General features: G+C 70.2%; 19 protein-coding genes and 1 pseudogene. 9 read left to right on the forward strand and 11 right to left on the reverse strand.

Going from position 1 to position 17395, the window contains the following annotated elements; all coding sequences use genetic code 11:
• The first annotated feature begins 30 nt into the window (after positions 1–30).
• The 3 genes from EXE46_RS01780 to EXE46_RS01790 all read left to right on the forward strand — a co-directional run bounded on the left by EXE46_RS01780 (position 31) and on the right by EXE46_RS01790 (position 3095).
• On the forward strand, positions 31–486 hold the full coding sequence (locus tag EXE46_RS01780; RefSeq protein ID WP_137686787.1) for a DUF892 family protein: 456 nt from the start codon (positions 31–33) through the stop codon (positions 484–486).
• A 128-nt stretch (positions 487–614) separates the two neighbouring features.
• Complete coding sequence (gene hisS / locus EXE46_RS01785) at positions 615–1937, forward strand: histidine--tRNA ligase (RefSeq protein WP_137686788.1); 1323 nt, start codon at positions 615–617, stop codon at positions 1935–1937.
• Between the two features lie 81 nt (positions 1938–2018).
• Positions 2019–3095, forward strand: a complete 1077-nt coding sequence (locus EXE46_RS01790) for a CNNM domain-containing protein (RefSeq protein ID WP_137686789.1) — start codon at positions 2019–2021, stop codon at positions 3093–3095.
• A gap of 547 nt (positions 3096–3642) precedes the next feature.
• On the opposite strand, the gene EXE46_RS01795 is transcribed toward EXE46_RS01790, so the two are convergent.
• From EXE46_RS01795 to EXE46_RS16745, 5 genes are all read right to left on the reverse strand, one after another.
• Positions 3643–4062: a DoxX family protein gene (locus EXE46_RS01795; protein WP_137686790.1), complete on the reverse strand. Its 420-nt coding sequence runs from the start codon at positions 4060–4062 to the stop codon at positions 3643–3645.
• Positions 4063–4131: 69 nt separating this feature from the next.
• Complete coding sequence (locus tag EXE46_RS01800) at positions 4132–4917, reverse strand: hypothetical protein (protein ID WP_137686791.1); 786 nt, start codon at positions 4915–4917, stop codon at positions 4132–4134.
• Positions 4918–4962: 45 nt separating this feature from the next.
• Positions 4963–5532: a DJ-1/PfpI family protein gene (locus EXE46_RS01805; protein WP_137686792.1), complete on the reverse strand. Its 570-nt coding sequence runs from the start codon at positions 5530–5532 to the stop codon at positions 4963–4965.
• Between the two features lie 402 nt (positions 5533–5934).
• Positions 5935–6870 (reverse strand): acyltransferase, encoded by a 936-nt coding sequence (locus tag EXE46_RS01810; protein ID WP_137686793.1) that lies wholly within the window; start codon positions 6868–6870, stop codon positions 5935–5937.
• Positions 6871–6935: 65 nt separating this feature from the next.
• Complete coding sequence (locus EXE46_RS16745) at positions 6936–7112, reverse strand: hypothetical protein (protein ID WP_158413919.1); 177 nt, start codon at positions 7110–7112, stop codon at positions 6936–6938.
• 146 nt (positions 7113–7258) lie between these two features.
• Between EXE46_RS16745 and EXE46_RS01815 the strand changes: the two genes are divergently transcribed.
• From EXE46_RS01815 to EXE46_RS01825, 3 genes and pseudogenes are all read left to right on the forward strand, one after another.
• Positions 7259–8332: an aldo/keto reductase gene (locus EXE46_RS01815; RefSeq protein ID WP_137686794.1), complete on the forward strand. Its 1074-nt coding sequence runs from the start codon at positions 7259–7261 to the stop codon at positions 8330–8332.
• A 317-nt stretch (positions 8333–8649) separates the two neighbouring features.
• Positions 8650–9381, forward strand: a pseudogene (locus EXE46_RS01820) (helix-turn-helix domain-containing protein).
• Between the two features lie 67 nt (positions 9382–9448).
• Positions 9449–9640: a hypothetical protein gene (locus tag EXE46_RS01825; protein WP_137686795.1), complete on the forward strand. Its 192-nt coding sequence runs from the start codon at positions 9449–9451 to the stop codon at positions 9638–9640.
• A 177-nt stretch (positions 9641–9817) separates the two neighbouring features.
• Here EXE46_RS01825 and EXE46_RS01830 read toward each other — a convergent pair whose 3' ends face one another.
• The 4 genes from EXE46_RS01830 to EXE46_RS01845 form a co-directional block, all read right to left on the reverse strand.
• A complete protein-coding gene (locus tag EXE46_RS01830; RefSeq protein WP_137686796.1) occupies positions 9818–10084 on the reverse strand; it encodes a hypothetical protein in 267 nt (88 codons plus the stop codon).
• Between the two features lie 161 nt (positions 10085–10245).
• Positions 10246–11622, reverse strand: a complete 1377-nt coding sequence (locus tag EXE46_RS01835) for a M28 family peptidase (RefSeq protein ID WP_137686797.1) — start codon at positions 11620–11622, stop codon at positions 10246–10248.
• 82 nt (positions 11623–11704) lie between these two features.
• A complete protein-coding gene (locus tag EXE46_RS01840; RefSeq protein ID WP_137686798.1) occupies positions 11705–12412 on the reverse strand; it encodes a DUF2270 domain-containing protein in 708 nt (235 codons plus the stop codon).
• 54 nt (positions 12413–12466) lie between these two features.
• Complete coding sequence (locus tag EXE46_RS01845; RefSeq protein ID WP_137686799.1) at positions 12467–12802, reverse strand: hypothetical protein; 336 nt, start codon at positions 12800–12802, stop codon at positions 12467–12469.
• A 113-nt stretch (positions 12803–12915) separates the two neighbouring features.
• Here EXE46_RS01845 and EXE46_RS01850 point away from each other — a divergent pair, with 113 nt between their 5' ends.
• Entirely contained in the window at positions 12916–14793 is a 1878-nt protein-coding gene (locus EXE46_RS01850) for an ATP-binding protein (RefSeq protein WP_137686800.1), read from the forward strand.
• A gap of 93 nt (positions 14794–14886) precedes the next feature.
• On the forward strand, positions 14887–15348 hold the full coding sequence (locus EXE46_RS01855) for a universal stress protein (RefSeq protein WP_137686801.1): 462 nt from the start codon (positions 14887–14889) through the stop codon (positions 15346–15348).
• Between the two features lie 28 nt (positions 15349–15376).
• Here the strand turns inward: EXE46_RS01855 and EXE46_RS01860 are convergent, their stop codons facing one another.
• Positions 15377–15664 carry a transcriptional regulator gene (locus tag EXE46_RS01860; RefSeq protein ID WP_137686802.1) on the reverse strand — a complete coding sequence of 96 codons (288 nt, stop codon included), beginning with the start codon at positions 15662–15664 and terminating at the stop codon, positions 15377–15379.
• 144 nt (positions 15665–15808) lie between these two features.
• On the opposite strand from EXE46_RS01860, the gene EXE46_RS01865 reads away from it, so the two are divergent.
• On the forward strand, positions 15809–16540 hold the full coding sequence (locus tag EXE46_RS01865; RefSeq protein WP_137686803.1) for a DUF4013 domain-containing protein: 732 nt from the start codon (positions 15809–15811) through the stop codon (positions 16538–16540).
• A 53-nt stretch (positions 16541–16593) separates the two neighbouring features.
• On the opposite strand, the gene EXE46_RS01870 is transcribed toward EXE46_RS01865, so the two are convergent.
• On the reverse strand, positions 16594–17070 hold the full coding sequence (locus EXE46_RS01870; RefSeq protein ID WP_004596863.1) for a 50S ribosomal protein L11: 477 nt from the start codon (positions 17068–17070) through the stop codon (positions 16594–16596).
• Positions 17071–17395 lie beyond the last annotated feature (325 nt).

Genomic DNA, 17395 nt, shown 5'->3' on the forward strand with positions numbered 1-17395 from the left:
CCTTTCGACCCCGGGGGCGTAGCACCGGGCATGTCATCCGACCGCGTCGTCGAGCTGCTCCGAACGGCGTACGCCGACGAGATCGAGACCGTGATGAACTACCAGACCAACGCGATCGTCCTCGACGGCGTCCGCGCCGAGGAGATCAAAGAGAGCCTCAAACAGGACGTCCAAGAGGAGCTCGGCCACGCCGAACAGCTCGGACAGCGGCTCAAACAGCTCGACGCGCGGCCGCCCGGGTCCGCCGAGTTCACCGCCGGACAGGAGTCGCTCCAGCCGCCCGAGGACTCGACGGACGTGTTGGCCGTCATCAACGGCGTGCTCGACGCCGAGGAGGACGCGATCGCGACGTACCGAGACCTCATCGACGCCGCCGAGGCGGCCGACGACCCGGTCACCGAGGACCTCGCCGTGACGCTGCTCTCCGACGAGGAGGCCCACCGGACCGAGTTCCGCGGGTTCCAGAAGGAATACCAGCGCGACTGAGCGGGTCGAAGGGTCGCCTCCCCTCGACCGCCGCTGCGCGTCGAGCCCGCAACCGTCGCTGCGCGTCGAGCCCTCGATCTCCGCCCCGAAAGGATGCTTTCAAGCGGGGGCTCGTCGAAGCGACACGCATGTACGACGGCCTCAAGGGATTCCGCGACTTCTACCCCGGCGAGCAGTCCGCCCGCCGCGAGGTGACCGACGCGATCGAGGACGCGGCGGCCGGACACGGCTTCCGCGAGATCGCGACGCCCGCCTTAGAGCGGACGGAGATGTACGTCGACAAGTCGGGCGAGGAGATCGTCGAGGAGCTGTACGCCTTCGAGGACAAGGGCGGCCGCGGCGTCGCGATGACGCCCGAACTCACGCCGACGGTCGCCCGGATGGTCGTCGCGAAGGGACAGGAGCTGTCGAAGCCGATCAAGTGGGTGTCCACCCGCCCGTTCTGGCGCTACGAGCAGGTTCAGCAGGGCCGGTTCCGCGAGTTCTACCAGACGAACATCGACGTGTTCGGCTCGTCGGCGCCCGAGGCTGACGCCGAGGTGCTCGCGGTCGCCGCCGACGCCCTGACGGATCTCGGTCTCACCGGCGACGACTTCGAGTTCCGCGTCTCGCACCGCGACATCCTCGGCGGCCTCGTCCGGTCGCTCGCGGCCGACCCCGACGCGGTCGACACGGCCGCCGCGATCCGCGCGGTCGACAAGCGCGCGAAGGTCGACGACGGCGAGTACGTCGGGCTGCTCTCCGACGCGGGCCTCGCGCGCGACACCGCCCGCGAGTTCGACGACCTCATCGCCGACGTGGAGACGGTCGACGACCTCGACGCGGTCGCCGAGGCGGGCGACGAGGACGTCGAGGCCGCCGTCGAGAACCTCCGGAACGTGCTCGCGGCGGCCGACGACTTCGGCGCGGGCGAGTTCTGTGAGGTGTCGCTGACGACCGCCCGCGGGCTCGACTACTACACCGGCGTCGTCTTCGAGTGTTTCGACTCCACCGGAGAGGTGTCCCGCTCCGTCTTCGGCGGCGGGCGCTACGACGACCTCATCGAGAGCTTCGGCGGCCAGCCCACCCCCGCGGTCGGGGTCGCGCCTGGGCACGCGACGCTCAAGCTGCTCTGTCAGCGCGCCGGCGTCTGGCCGGACGAGAAGCTCTCGACCGACTACTACGTCCTCTCGGTCGGCGACACGCGGAGCGAGGCGGCCGCGCTCGCGAGCGATCTCCGTGCGCTCGGCGACGACGTGGTCGTCGAGCAGGACGTCTCCGACCGCTCGTTCGGCGCGCAGCTCGGCTACGCCGACTCGATCAACGCCGAGACGGTCGTCGTCGTCGGCGAGCGCGACTTGGAGAACGGCGAGTACACCGTGAAGGACATGGCGAGCGGCGACGAGACGACGGTCCCGGTCGAGGAGTTCCCGCCTGAATCGGGGCTGCCGACGTACGAGGACTACGAGTAGCGACCTCCGACCCCTTCCCTCCGTCTGACCGCCCGCCGATCCCTCAACGCTTTTCAGTCGCGCGCCGGGACGCTGGGAACGATGATCCCGCTTTCGACGGCGATGCCTCCGACCGAGGTCGCCCTCCGCGTGGCCGCGGGCGTCGGCCTCATCCTGATCAACGCCTACTTCGTGGCGATCGAGTTCGGCCTGACGCGCCTCCGGCAGTACCCGGAGTCGGAGATGGACACCCCCGGACTGCGGCGCGCGTGGGAGATGACCGACGACCTGGAGTTCTACCTCACCACCTGTCAGGTGTGGATCTCCGGGACGTCGATCGCGCTCGGTATCGTCGCGGAGCCGGGGCTCGCGGCGCTTTTCGCCCCGCTCTTCGAGAACACGGCGCTCGCGTCCGCGGGCGCCGGCTCGCTGCTCGGCTTCTTCCTCATCAACATGGTCCACCTGACGCACGGCGAGCAGACGCCGACGTACCTCGGCGTCGAGCGCTCGAAGCAGGTCGCCGCGTACGGCGCTCGACCCCTCTACTGGTTCGCGTGGCTCATCTCGCCGCTGATCAAGGTGGGCGACTGGGTGGCGAAGGCGACGCTCGGGCTCTTCGGCGTCGAGATGACCGGCTCGTGGACCGAGGCCGAAGAGGAGGTGTTGGAGACGCGCGCGGAGCTCCGGAACCGCCTCGGCTCGATGATGGAGGAGGTCGAGCTTCCCGAGGAGCGCCGCGAGGAGGTGCTGAACGCGCTCGACGTCGACGAGCTCACCGTCCGTGAGGTGTTGACCCCGGTCGACGAGATAATCTCGCTGTCGACGACCGCCACCGCCGCGGAGAACCTCGACCGGATCCGCGACACCCCGCACAGCCGCTTCCCGCTCGTCGGCGACGATCCGAACGAGTTCGAGGGGATCGTGTACGCGCCCTCGATCGTGAGCCGCTTCGACGAGCTCCGCGACGGCGACCTGACGTTCGCGGACGTCGCGGCCCCGCCGATGACGATCTCGGCGGACGCGAGCGTCAGCGACGCCTACGACCGGTTCCAGGCGGAGTCGCAGGAGCTCGCCCTGGTCATCGAGGACGGCGAGGTCGTCGGGCTGCTCACCGCGACCGACGCCATGGAATCCGTGATGGGGCAGCTGGAGGACCCGCTCGACGCCGGGAATTTATAAACAAAGATTGGCGGTGGCGCGTGCCTGCGAGCGGCGCGAAGCGCCGTGAGACAGCACGCGCGAGGGAGTCGCTGGCGGTCGAGCAAAGCGAGGACCGCCAGCGACGAGGCTGGGGAGGCGTGAGGTGCGGTGCTGTGCGGGGCGGGACTCGAAGGGGCAGCCGTGAGGCGGCCGCAGACGACGTAAGCACTGGAAGGAGCGAGCAACGCGAGCGACTGAAGCGCGCAACGAGGGTGCGGCCGCCTCACGGCTGGGGCTTCGGCGGCGTTCGTGTCGATCAGCTATTTATAAGCAGAAACGACCTTGTACAGCCGAGCGACTGGGGCTTCGGGAGTGTCCGTGTCGATCGGCTATTTATAAGCAGAAACGACCTTGTACAGCCGAGCGACTGGGGCTTCGGGAGTGTCCGTGTCGATCGGCTATTTATAAGCAGAAACGACCTTGTACAGCCGAGCGACTGGGGCTTCGGCGGCGTTCGTCGTCGCTCCGCTCGCAACGGCTTATAAATAACCGACTGCGGCGCCGGAACCGTCCTCCCCGCCCCCGTTCACTTCTTATACGCCTCGCGCAGGAACACCAGCGCGCCGCCCAACATCGCGAGGTTGCCGAAGAAGGCGAGCCGCTCGCCGCTCTTGTCGTCCTCGTCGGCGTTCCAGAAGTCGTGCATCGTCCCGGTGACGACGGTCAGGAACGCGACCGCGGCCCCTGTCGCGATCCGGGGGAGCCGCCAGAGCGCGATCCCGGCCCCGGCGACCACCATCATGCCGGAGGCGAACGGCGCGGCGAGCTCCGGCAGCGGGACGCCCGCCGACTCGGCGTACTCGATCGTGTCGTCCATGTCGCGGAAGTCCTCGGAGGCCTGCGCGGCGAGGCCGACGCCGAGCAGGACGCGGCCGAGCCGGGAGGGCGCGCCGCGACCGCCGTCGCCGTCCGACGCTTCGGTCGTCGCTGTGTCTTCGTCGCTCATACCGCACGCAACGGCGGCGCGCCTCATAAATCGCGGTGGCGGGGCGACCCCGCCAGCCCCTCGGCTTCCTCACTCCCACTCGATCCGTGCCAGCACCCGGCTCGTCGCCGCCTCGTCGAAGGCCATCGGGCGGCGCCACCACGGTCCCTTTCCGGAGTCGCTCGACAGGTCGGTCACCAGCGAGTTGGCCTCGGTCCCGGCGTCGGGCGCGCTCAGCGGGACGACGCGGTCGAAGAGCCCGGAGGCGTCCGCGTCCCCGACCGCGATCACGCGGGCGTCGAAGGGGTCGCGTTTCAGGTGCGCGTTCGTCGGCGCCGCGTCGGCGGCGGCCGCGCGGTCGACGACGCCGTCGCCGTCCTCGGCCGCCGAGAGCACCCGCTCGACCCGCATCCCGGCGAAGAGGTACGCGCCCCAGTCGGGCGCGAGGTCGGCGTCGGCGCGCACGCCCCCCTTATCCCCATCCGATCCCTGGCTAGGGCCCGCCCAGGCGTGCGGTCGCAGCGACAGCGTCGCGTAGAAGAGCAGCCAGTCGCCCGGCCCGAGCGCAGCTATCCGACCGGCCTTCACGCCGTGGGGGTCGCCGTAGCTCGCGCGGTCGCGGCCGTGGACGCCGGGGAACTCGGGGTCGGCGTGGACCGGCGTCTCACGCAGGTCGTCGGGGACCGCGAAGGGGAGGTCGAGGTCGGCGTACGTCGGCAGCGGCTCGTCGGCGGGGAACCGGTCGCGAGGGAGCGTCGCGGCCGACTCGGGTATCGGGACGTACGCGAAGGAGCCGTCGGGGAAGACGGGGCCGCGGAACCCCGGCTCGTTCGTGTTCGCGGCGACGTTGATCGCGACGGCGCGGGGGTCGCTCACGGAGACCGAATCACGAACGGGTCAGTCCGCCGCCGCGGCGGGCCCCTAGTGTTCGATCTCCGTCCCGAGCAGGTCGAGGAACTGCGCGATCCACTCGGGGTGGTCGGGCCACGCCTGCCCGGTGACGAGGTTCCCGTCGGTCGTCACGCCGTCGACCCACGAGCAGCCGGCGGCCTCGACCTCGGGTCTGACCGCGGGGTACGCGGTGATCTCGTAACCGTCGAGCACGCCCGCCGCGGCGAGGATCTGCGGCCCGTGACAGATCGACGCGACCGGCTTGTCGGCCTCGAAGAAGTGTCTGACCGCGTCGAGCACCTCGTCGTACCCGCGGAGGTACTCCGGGGCGCGCCCGCCGGGGACGACGAGGGCGTCGTAGTCCGCGGGGTCGACGTCGTCGAACCCGTGGGTGAGCTCGAAGTCGTGGCCGCGCTCCTCCAAGTACGTCTGGTCGCCGCGGAAGTCGTGGATCGCGGTCTTGACCGTCTCGCCGCCCTCTCGCTCCGGGCACACCGCGTGGACCTCGTGGCCGACCGCTTGGAGCGCCTGGAACGGCACCATTATCTCGTAATCCTCGCCGAAGTCGCCGACGATCATCAGTATCCGTTGTCCTGTCATGTGTACGACACCGCGTGGTCGTACGTGTCGCAATCGCATAACGATACTGGCGAGCGGTGACATACCACGAGCTATCCGCGACAATCGACCTCGGCCGCGGTTCGCGGCGGCGCGCGCCTCCGAGGCCGCACCGCGGCCGAGGAGCGCGTGCGAGGGAGCGGCGACCGGAGGGAGCCGCGAGGTTGGGGAGGCGTGAGGGCGGGGCGGTGCTGTGCGGAGTGGGACTCGAAGGGGCAGCCGCGAGGCGGTCGTGTTCTCGAAGCGAGTCGCGTTGTAGTAAGCGGCTGGGGCTCCGGCGGTCGCGACCCACGCCGTAACTACGTAGCGCCGAACGGCCGACGGTTCGGCGACGGACGCGACACGCCGACCGCAGTCAGCGGTCCCGAAACCGGAGAGCTCGTCTCACCGCTCCGACGAGGGCGGCGAGGGGTTCTCGACGTCCGGGGGTCGCAGGTCCCGCTGGAACTCGTCGAACTGCTCCAAGTCGTCCGGTAGCTCGTACTCGATCTCGCGGTCGTCCTGATTGTCGGGGAGCCGCCCGTCCTCCAGCTCCTCGGCCGCGGACTCCCACCCCGGCTTCACCCGGACGGAGCGCGCCGGCGAGCCGACGACGACGTGGTGGTCGGGCACGTCGCCCTGAACCACGGAGCGCGCGCCGACGACGCTGTTCTCGCCGACCCGGCAGCCCGCCCTGACCATCGCGTCGTAGGTAACGCGCGCGTCGTCCTCGACGATCGTGTGGAAGTTCCGGACCTCGGTCTGGTCGACGATGTCGTGGTCGTGGCTGTAGAGGTGGACGCCGTCGGAGATCGACGCGCGGTCGCCGATCGTCAGCTTCCCGCGGTCGTCGAGGTGGACGTCGTCGTGGATCACGACGTTGTCGCCGACCTCGATGTTGTGGCCGTAGGTGACGGAGATTCCCTTGAAAAAGCGGCAGCCGTCCCCGCACTCGGCGAAGAGGTGGTTGCCGAGCATCTGGCGGAAGCGGAGCGCGAACTCGACGTTGTCGGCCATCGGGGTGGCGTCGAACTGCCGCCAGAGCCACTGGAGATGTTTCGAGCGCTGGAAGCGCTCCTCGTCCTTCTCGGCGTAGTACTCCGACTCCAGCGTCGCGTTACACGGGTCGTACCCTTGGAGGCGGACGCGCTCGGCGCGCGACACCGACTCGCCGTTCTGCCACGCCTCCCACGCCTCGCGGTCGCCGTGGAGGTCGACCAGCACGTCGCGGACGACCTCGCAGGTGTCCTCGTCCGAGGAGAGGCGCTCGTCCACCTCGTCGATGAACCCTCGGACCCCGGCCTCGGCGCCGTCGGGCAGGGACACGTGTCGCTTTGTCATCGGCCGCCTTTCGTCGCCGTCCCTCAAAGGGATTCGGTTGTGCGAACGCGACGCGCGGGCGCCGCTCAGTCCAGCCCGGCGGAGACGAATATCCCGGCGACCACGCCGACGAACAGGATCACGCCGACCACCACGACCGCGCCGGCGCCGAACGAGATGAAAAGCGCCGTGAGGGCGACGGCGGCGATGACCGTGAGCAGCGCGACGACCGCGTCGAGACGGCGGCGGAGGGCGTCGTCCATGCCCGTCTGATGCCCCACTGGCGAGTAATATCCACCGATGTGGGCCGTGACGCGGCGCCGCGGTCGGTCGCGGCCCGGACCCCGTCGATTCCACCGGTCCGAGAGCGACCGCGCCCGATAAGTGCCCGGACCGCCAACCGACGGGCATGCAACACCGCGAACTCGGTAACTCTGGCGTCGAGGTCTCGGAGATCGGCTTCGGCGCGTGGGTCGTCGGCACCGACTGGTGGGGCGACCGCTCGGACGAACAGGCGGTCGGGATGGTCGAGGACGCGCTCGACGCGGGCGTCACCTACGTCGACACCGGCGACGTGTACGGCCACGGCGACAGCGAGGAGATAATCGGGAAGGCGATCGACGGCCGCCGCGACGAGGTGACGCTGTCGACGAAGATCGGCTACGACTTCTACGACAACCCGCAGGCCGGCCACGGCGAACTGCCGAAGGAGCTGAACCGCGAGTACCTCACCGAGGCGTTCGAGGCCTCGCTCGACCGGCTCGACACCGACTACGTCGACGTGCTCCAGCTGCACAACGCCAACGTCGACGAGGTCACCCCCGAGGTGCGCGACCTCCTCCGCGAGTGGAAGGCCGACGGCCGCGTCCGCGCGCTCGGCTGGGCGCTCGGCCCCTCGATCGGCTGGCTCGCCGAGGGCGACGCCGCCGTCGAGTACGAGGAGTTCGACGCGGTCCAGACCGTCTTCAACCTCTTCGAGCAGGAGCCGGGCCGACACTTCGTCGAGACGATCCGCGAGCGCGACTCGGACACCTCCGTCATCGCTCGCGTCCCGCACTCCTCCGGCCTGCTCAACGAGCAGGTGACGCCCGACACGGTCCTCGAAGACGGCGACCACCGCTCGCACCGGCCGAAGGAGTGGTACGAGACGGGCTGGGAGAAGGTCGAGGCGATCCGCTTCCTCGAAGACCCGGACGGAGTCGAGGGCACGCGCACGATGGGGCAGGCCGCGATCCGGTGGCTGCTCGCGCACGACGAGGTCGCCTCGGTCACGCCGACGTTCCGCGACGGCGACGACATCGCCGAGTGGAGCGCCGCCGCCGACGTGCCGCCGATCTCCGACGCCGAGTACGACCGCCTCGAAGAGCTGTACGCCCGCAACTTCGACGTCGACCGCGACGACGGGATGGACGTCCTCCGCACTTCCGTCGACGGCGACGACATCGAGGCCGCCGGGCTCGACAAGCGCGCGGCCTCGTACTGAGCGGCGACCACCCCGGGCTCGCGACGACCGCGATCCCCGACGACCGACCCTCCGATTTCGCGTCGAAACCGCACGACAGCGACGCCTCAAGACTGCCTGAAACCACTTTCACCGCGCTCCGGACGCAACCGCGAGCGGCGGCCCCGAGGCTGGCGGGCGTCGAAACGGTGGCTCGGTGGAAACCCGTCGTCACAAGGGGCTCAGTGGGGGTAACCGACTCGTCATCGCCACCACGCCGACGGTAGCACGGTCCCGGGTATAAATCGCTCGCGACGGGTCCGGAACCCGTTTGAACCTCGGCGCCCTCCGTTTCTTCCATGCGGGAAGTGACGTTCCGGATCCACCACGCGGGGGAGCCGGAGTGCGAGGTGAGCGCGCGCCACCCGGAGGTGCGGTACCGGTCGGTCTCCTCGATGACCGGGAGCGGCCCCGAGCGCAAGCGGATCGCGGAGCTCACCGGACCGCCGGCGGAGATCGACGCGTTCGTCGAGGAGTTCCGCGAGTTCGACCTGATCGTCTCCGCGGAGCCGCTCGCGCCGATCGAGGGCACCCACGCGTACGTCGCCCTGACGATCGACGCGTCGGCGGCCGACTGGGACGGGATCGGGGAGCGGTTCTCGCGGATGGGGATCCACTACCGAACGGGGACGACCATCTCCGGCGGGGTCGAGCGCTGGACGGCGTACCTGGAGGACGACGACGACCTCTCGGCGGTGATGAGCGAGCTCGAACGCGGCGGCAACGACGTCGAGCTGGCCCGGAACGTGGAGCTCGCGTCGATCGAGCGCTCCCCGTAGCTCCCCGCCTCGGGGCTCCTCGACGGCCTCACCGACAGGCAGCGGGAGGTCCTTGCGACCGCGATCGCCGCGGGCTACTACGACCACGGCGGCGGCGTCGGCGTCGAGGAGGTCGCGGCCGAGCTGGGGCTCGGCTCGACGACCGTGTGGGAGCACCTCTCGCGCGCCGAGTCGGCGGTGATGAACGCGCTGTTCGACCGGTTCGCCGAGGGAGAGCCGGTCGGCCCCGCGCGCGAGACAGACCGGTCGTGAACCCGACGGAGCCGACCTAACCCGACGCAGACCAACGCTTTTGTAGCTTGGGGACGGAGCGCCGCGCATGGACGAGGGAACGGTGTCCGTGCCGGACGAGCAGTACGAGCGGCTGGCGGCCCTCGCCGCCGCCCGCGGCGTGAGCCCCGAGACGCAACTGGCCCGGCTCATCGACGACGCGTACGCCGGCCTCGACGCCGACGGCGACGTCCCCGAGTCGCTCCCGCTCGGCGTCTGCGACGGCTCCGACGAGGAGTGAGGCGGCGTCGGCTCGGGGCGCGCCGGCGAGTCGCCGGTGAGCCGCCGGGCGCGACGCCGTCGGAGTCGATCGGTCTCGCAGTTTCTTCGAATTCTGGTACGAACCGCTTGCCGAACACGGAGGGCAGTCGACCCGTCGACTGCGGCACCGCGGATCTCGGTGAAACGTCGGGAATCGCTACTCCCAGTAGGAGTCGACCGATTCCCCAGCGAGCCGTGCGCGGACGAACAGGTACGCGAAGTGAACCGGGACGTAGCCGAGACAGAGCAACCAGCCCTGTGGATTCGAAACCAAGTCCCACGTGCGTTCAACGCCTCTCGTGGTTTCCACGGAGAGCGTTTCCAAACCAGTGAGCGATTCGAGCGTCGGTCCGACTACCGCCACGAACACGGAGATGTAGAGAATCCCCACGACGAGGATTTCGAGCGATCGGTTGGAGTTCATCGTTCGGCAAGCGGGGACCGGTACACGTACGCCGCAACTGATGCCACACAGTGGCGGGTTGACGGATTCACGGTGTCCGTCGACGAGAGACGCGTCTGTAATAGCTACGCTTTCGCCCGTCCTACGGACAGTCAGTCCGCGACCGCCCTACCGCGCCGCGATCACTCCTCGTAGGGCCACCGCCCGCCCGTCTTCAGCTCCTCGACGTACCCCTCGTCGATGGCGTCGCGGATCGACTCCCGCGACCGGTGTTCCGGCTCTGTCTCTCCGGTCGCGAACCGGTACACCGCGGCCGCGACGAGCGTCGCCACCTCGCGGAGGTCACGCGAGTCGAGCTTGTCGAGGGTGTCGGCGTGGGTGTGGCCCCAGCCGCGCCCGGACTGGTCGCTCGTCGTCGAAGCCATCACCGCCGGGATCCCCTCCTGAACGAACGCCCACTGGTCGCCGTGCGGCGAGATCGTCTCGCTCGTCGTGATCGGGGCGTCGAACGTGTCCGCCACGTCCTCGAAGACCGCGCGCATCCCGTCGAAGCCGTTCGTCCCGACGCGGAGGGTCCGCGAGCTACACGCGCCGTCGAGGTTGACCACGCAGGCGATCTCCTCCCGCGGCGTCGTCTCCGCGGCGTGGTACGCCCCCCACAGCCCGATCTCCTCGGAGCCGAACGTGACGAGCCGGACCCGCGTGTCGAGGTCGCCCTCGACCGTCGCGAGCAGGCGGCCGACCTCGGCGACGAGCGCCGACCCGGCGCCGTTGTCGTTGGCGCCGTCGCTCACGTCGTGCGCGTCGACGTGCGCGGTGAGGTACACCGCCTCGTCGGTGTCGGGACCGACCTCCGCGACCGCGTTCACCGAGGTCGTCGGCTCGTTCCGGCAGTCGACGTCGAGCGAGACGGTCGGGCCGTCGCCCTCCGCGAGGCCGTCAGCGTCGGCGGCCTCGGCCAGCCGCGCGAGGCGGTCGCCGACCTCCTTCGAGACCCCGACCGCGGGGATCGGGCCCGGTCGGTTGTGGTAGCCGATCTCGCCGGTCGGCGGGAGCGCCCCCTCGATGTGGTTCCGGAAGACGAAGCCGACCGCGCCGCGCTCCGACGCCGCGACGTACTTCTCCATCCGGTGGATCCAGCGGTCGCGGCTCTCCGGCGTGCGCGAGGATGCCATCGCGACCGCCCCCTCCAGCGTGTCGCCCGCGGCCGCGAACTCCTCGTCCGTGCCGTCGCCGACGTCGACGAGCGGCGCCGTCACCTCGCCGCTCGGCGTCCCGGGCAGCGCGATCACCTCGTGAGAGTCCTCGTGGTGCCGCTCCACGGCGCCCGACACCGACAGCGACGACTCGCCGCGCCACCAGCCGGGGATCTCGAACTCGTCGAGGCCGGCGTTCCGCAGGCCGGCCGCCTCGAACGCCTCAACGACGCGCTCGGCGCCGCGGCGCTCGCCGGTCGACCCCGCCATGCGGTTCCCGATGTCGGTCAGGTCTGTGAGGAGGTCCCACCCGAAGTCGCTCGTCCGCGCGTCGCCGGCGACGCGGTCCGGTAGCTCGGTCATACGGTCCGGTCGGGCCGGGAGCGAAAAGGGGTTGCGGGAGTCGCGGGTCGCCGCGTCGCGCTTCGAGGGGACGACCGTCTGGTCACTTCCACTCGTCCGCGGTCTCGGCGGCCTGCATCTCGCCTTTGGCCCGCCGCGGGGCCCGCCGGAGCGTCAGCGCCAGCGCGACGAGGGAGAACGCGGCGACTCCCGCGAGCACGAGCGCGCCGGGGACCGCGCCGACCGCCGCGGTCGCGACGACGCCGTTCCCGGAGGGCGTGAACACGGTGAGCCTGACGACCCACGCGGCGACGAGGACGGCGAAGAGCGGGGCGTACACCCGGCGAAGACGCCGGGACACCGCCTCGACGGTCGGCATCTTGATTGTGGGCTCGCGGAGGTCCTCGCTCAGGAGTCCGCGCCAGTTCGACTGCTCGACGCCCTCCGGGTCGAGCGCGTTCGCGAACACGTTCTCCTCTAAGAGCCGCACCCGCGACCGCCAGACGTCGAAGGTGCGGTACCGGCGCGTCTCGATCCCGAGGAAGACGCTGAGCATGACGAGTCCGATGAGCAACACGTAGTGCGGCCGCGACTCGCTGGAGAAGGTCCACGTGAGCAGCGACGCGGTCACCACCACCGCCCAGTTGGTCGTCCGGTCGATGCGGGTCCGCCACGAGCTCGTCCGGCCGAGTTCGCCGCGGTAGGTGTGGGCCATCAGCGAGAGGAAGTCGGAGCGGTCGGTCGCGGCCTCGGCGGCGACCTCGCGCTCCTCGCGCGACCCGGGGTCGAACTCCTCCGACGGATCTGTCATACGACCCCGTACCGTGGCGAGGCTGGTAAAACCACGAGGGGGTTCCGCGGGCGCTCAGGCCGGGTCCGCCGCGGTCACCTCGACGTCGACGTCGTCGGGGTCGACGCCGATCCGGGCGAACTGGGTCCGGACGTGTTCGCGGGCCGCCTCGACCGCCTGCTCACGGGTGTCGAACCCGCGGGGCATCGGCTCCTCGAAGGCGACGCGGATCTCCTCGCCGTCGACGACGAGCGGCGACCCCCCGCTCTCGACCTCGTAGAACGAGTCGCACACCCACACGTACGGCGCGTCCTCGTCCGGCGCGCCCTTGTACGCGGGGGGCTCCTCGCCGCGCTCGAACACCGTTCCGGTGAGGTCCGTCCCGCCGCCGCTGCCGCGAACGAGTATCATGCCACGGGTACGGTGTCGAGCGGGATAAGGGCGCCGCGACCGTCGAGTCGGGGTCGGGAATCGCCCGCGCCGCGAGGGCAAACGCTTTCGGCCCGGCGACCGGTGAGTAGGCCATGACGCTGGAGGATTTCACCGAATATACCGGTGACGGTGACGCCGCGGATGAGGGCGATGACGCCGCCGCCCCGGACGAGGTCGACCCCGCCGAGCACGCGGGCGAGTCCGCGGCCGACGGCGGGAGCGCGGCCGAGGTCCCGGCCGAGACGGCCGAACGCGACGCCGAGGACGACGCGTTCGCCGACTACGAGGCGACGCCGGCGGGCACGGATTCGGGTCTCGGCGTCGTGTCGGTCTCGCAGGGGCTCCGCGTCGCCGAGGAGGAAGACGAGACGTCGCTGAAGGCGTTCGTCACCACCGGGAACCGCGAGTCGGTGCGGCTCGGGAAGTACCTCCTGATCCCGTACCCCGACGGCGAGCGGCTGTTCTGCCGGATCACGGGGTTGGAGTACGCACAGGAGTTCCAGTCGGACGACGCGACCGAGATCCACGCCCGCCGGCAGATGCGTCGCGACGAGTTCGCCGAGCGCGACTACAAGTTCGTCGCCGACCTCGAACCGATGTCCGTCGTCTACGGCGAGGGCGACGAGATGAAACGCCGGATGACGGACCGGGTGCCGAAGCCCGGCGCCGTCGTCGAGGAGGCGGCCGACGACGCCGAGATCAAGACGGGGCTGAAGATCCCCGACGACGGCGTCTTCCTCGGGCACCTCTCCGTCGGCGGCGAGAAGGTCCGGACCGCGGCGGAGCCCCCCACGGTTGACTACCGGGTGAAGGACGACTACGCCGACGGCGACCCCCTCGCCTTCCGCCACACGCTCGTCGCCGGCGGCACCGGCTCCGGGAAGACCCACGCCTCGAAGAACGTCCTCCGGCAGTACCTCGATTCCGACCGGACGTACCCGATGGGCGACGGCCGCGAGTCGCGGATGGCGGTCGTCCAGTTCGACCCGCAGGACGAGTACGCGCAGATGCACGACGACAACGACGACCTCGACGACGCGTTCGCCCGGCGGTTGGAGCGCGAGGGGATCGCCCACGGCGGCCACGACGACACCGTCGCCCTGGTCCCCCGGGTCGCGAACGCGACGTACCCCGGGGAGGGCCACCGCGCCGAGCGCGTCGAGTTCACGATCCCCTTCTCGCTGGCGCGGGAGATGCCGTGGCTCGTGGCGGGGTCCGGCCTCAACGACAACCAGTACCCCGCGCTGCTGACGCTCATCAACCGGTTCTTCGACGATTACGGCGACTCGGGCACCTACAGCCAGTTCCTCTCGTTCCTCGACGACCCGGCGCTGAAAGAGGAGCTCCACGAGAGCGGTCGGATCCACGAGGCGACCTTCGACGCCGTCAAGCGACGCGTCCGGGGCGTCCCGAGCGGCGTGTTCGACCAGGACGCGAAGCCGATCACGGAGCTCGACCACACCCTCGTCCGCCCGGGCGGACTCTCCGTGATCCCGACCTACCACCTGCCGACCTCCCGGCAGAAGGAGATCGTCGTCCTCGCGGTCGCGGGGCTGCTCGTCGACGACAAGCTCTCGAACGACCCGGAGAGCGACCGGATCAAGGAGACGCCGCTTCTGGTCGGGATGGACGAGGCGCACAACTTCCTCGCCGACGCCGACAACGTTCAGGCGCAGAAGGTGGTCCAGAAGTTCACGGAGGCCGCCAAGCAGGGCCGCAAGGAACGGCTGGGCCTGTTCCTCATCACGCAGGACCCCCAAGACGTGGCCGAGTCGGTGTTCAAACAGGTGAATACGAAGATCGTGTTGAACCTCGGCGACGAGGACGCGATCTCCAGCGTCAACATCCCCGCGAACCTCGCCGGGAAGGTCCCGTACATGGAGAAGGGTCAGATGGTCGTCTACTCGCCGGACAACTCCGAGCCCGTCGAACTGATCGGGCTCTCGGAGTGCGTGACGCGCCATGACTGACCGGCGGCGAGCAAATTCACGGCGCGTCCGGCGGATTACCACCCGGCCGGAGCCGTCGTCGGCATTTTTACCCCGGCGGGCGAACCGCGGCGTATGAGCAAGCGAATCCTCGTCGCGGTCGACGGCTCGGCGGAGGCCGCCGAAGCGCTCTCGTTCGCCGCAAACGAGTGGCCCGACGCCGACCTGACGGCCCTGTACGTGGTCAACCCGGCGGACTCGACCACCGGCGCGGAGGGGGGATTCCCCGGCGCCGCGGACCAGTGGTACGAGGGCGCGACCGCGCGCGGCGAGCGAATCTTACGCGAGGCGGCGAAGTCACTCGACCGCGAGATCGACACGCGCATGGAGGTCGGCCGCCCGACGAGGACGATCATCGACGTCGCCGCGGGGGAGGCGGAGCCGACCACGGACCGCGACCAGCCCGCCGACCCCGCCCCGTTCGACCACGTCGTCGTCGGCAGCCGCGGGCGGACCGGGCTCTCGCGCGTGCTCCTCGGCAGCGTCGCGGAGGGCGTCGTCCGCCGCGCCGAGATGCCCGTCACGGTCGTCCGTTGAGCCCTCCTCCGGCGGCGACGCGACCCGGCTACTCCTCGGCGCGCTCGGCCGCGACCACCTCGCCGACCATCGACCAGCCCTCCTCGTCGGGACCGGACCGGCCGAGCAGGATCGTCTCGTAATCCTCGGAGCTGATCAGTCGGAACTCGGCGTCCGGGTCGGCGTCGGTCCGAACGCCCTCGCCGCGGAACTCCCGCTGGAAGAACTCCGTCGACGAGAACTCGAAGACGCCGGTCTCGCCGCCGTCGAGTTCGAGCCGCACCGGCCGCGGTTGGACGTTGTGGATCCGCTTCGCGATCGGATGTAGATCCGGCATACCGTCGTGTCGGACCGAGTCGGATAAAAGCCGTCGGCTCCGCCCGTCGCGGGCCGCGACCGAACCGCGGTCACCGACGGTTGTCGCGGATCGCCGTCGTACTACTTTAATAGCGCACGCCGCGTGGAGAGCGTGAGAATCACCATGATAGAAGCATCGCTCACCTACCTCCGCGACGGCGACGACGCCGTCACGACCGCCGTCATCGGCGGGCTCCTGCTGTTAGCGAGCCCGCTCGTCATCCCCTCGATCCTCGTCTTCGGCTACCTGACGCGGGTCCTGCGGCGGACCGCCGACGGCGACGACGACCCGCCGACCTTCTCCGCGTGGGGCGACCTGTTCGTCGACGGGCTGAAGGCGTTCGCCGTCGCGTTCGTCTACTCGCTGCTGCCGCTCGCGGTCGCCGCTGCCGCCGCGGTAGTGAGCCTCAGCGCGTTCGTCGTGGTGCCCGGGACCGGCGACGGCGGCGCGGGGACCTTCCTCGGCACGTTCGTCGTCGGCGCGTTCGTCCTCGTCGCCGGGCTGGTCGCCCTCCTCGTCTCGCTCGTCGGCCTCTACGTGACGCCCGCGGCGCTGGCCGCGGTGGCGGACTCGGGGCGGGTCGGCGACGGCTTCGCGCTCGGCGCGCTCTGGGGCGTCGTCACGAAGCGGGCGTACGCGACGGGGTGGCTCACCGCGGCGGTGGTCGTCCTCGCCGGCGCGCTCGCCATCGGCGTCCTCTCGGTGGTCCCGGTACTCGGGACGATAGCGGGCGTGTTCGTCCAGTTCTACGCGCTCGTCGCCGCGGCGGCGATCGTCGGCTGGACGTGGGCCGACGTGCGGCCGGTCGGTGCGGAGCCGCCCGAGCCGGAGCCCGCTGAGCGGCCCGCGGTGTAACCGGTCGGAATCGAAAGCGACGCTGAAAAAGCGGAGAACCGCGGAACGGAGCGTTACTCGTCGAGGACGTCGTCGTACTCGCCGGCGTCGACGCGGTCGTCGAACGTCCGGGCGTCCTCGCCCTCGATGGTGACGCCGAGGGAGGCGCAGGTGCCGCCGACCTCCTTGGCGGCGGCCTTCGTGTCGTACGCGAGCAGGTCGCTCGACTTCTGCTCGGCGACCGTCTTCACCTGTTCGATGGACATGTCGGCGACGAAGTTCTCTTGGGGCTCGCCGGAGCCGGTCTCGAAGCCGGCCTCGTCCTTGATGAGCTCCGCGGTGGGCGGCACACCGACCTCGATGGTGAAGGAGCCGTCGTCGTCGTACTCGACGGTGACGGGTACCTCCATGCCGTCGAAGGCGGCGGTCTCATCGTTGATCTCCGCGACGACGTCCTGAACGTCCACCGGCGTCGGTCCGAGCTCGGGACCGAGCGGCGGGCCGGGGTTGGCCTGCCCGCCGGGGACGAGCGCTTCGATAGTTCCAGCCATGTCCGTACAAACCCGTTGCCGACTTTTAACGGTTGTTCTTTCGGGTAGGGGGAGTCAGCGATTCGCACACCTCCGAACTGGGTCGCGTCGCGGTCGTCGAGCGGAGTGACGATTTATAAGGACGGGTTGTCGGATAGCGCCACGGGCAACCGGCTGCGAAGCCGCCGGTGACTGCCCCTTCGAGTCCCGCCCCGCACGGCACCTCACACCTCCCCAACCTCGTCGGCCTCCCTCCGGTCGGCCGACTCCCTCGCGCGGTGCTGTTCGCGGTCGCCGGGGGCGACCGCTCACAGGCACGCACCGCCGTCTATTTATAAGGGCCATC

Source organism: Halorubrum sp. GN11_10-6_MGM (assembly GCF_005435165.1).
GTDB lineage: Archaea > Halobacteriota > Halobacteria > Halobacteriales > Haloferacaceae > Halorubrum.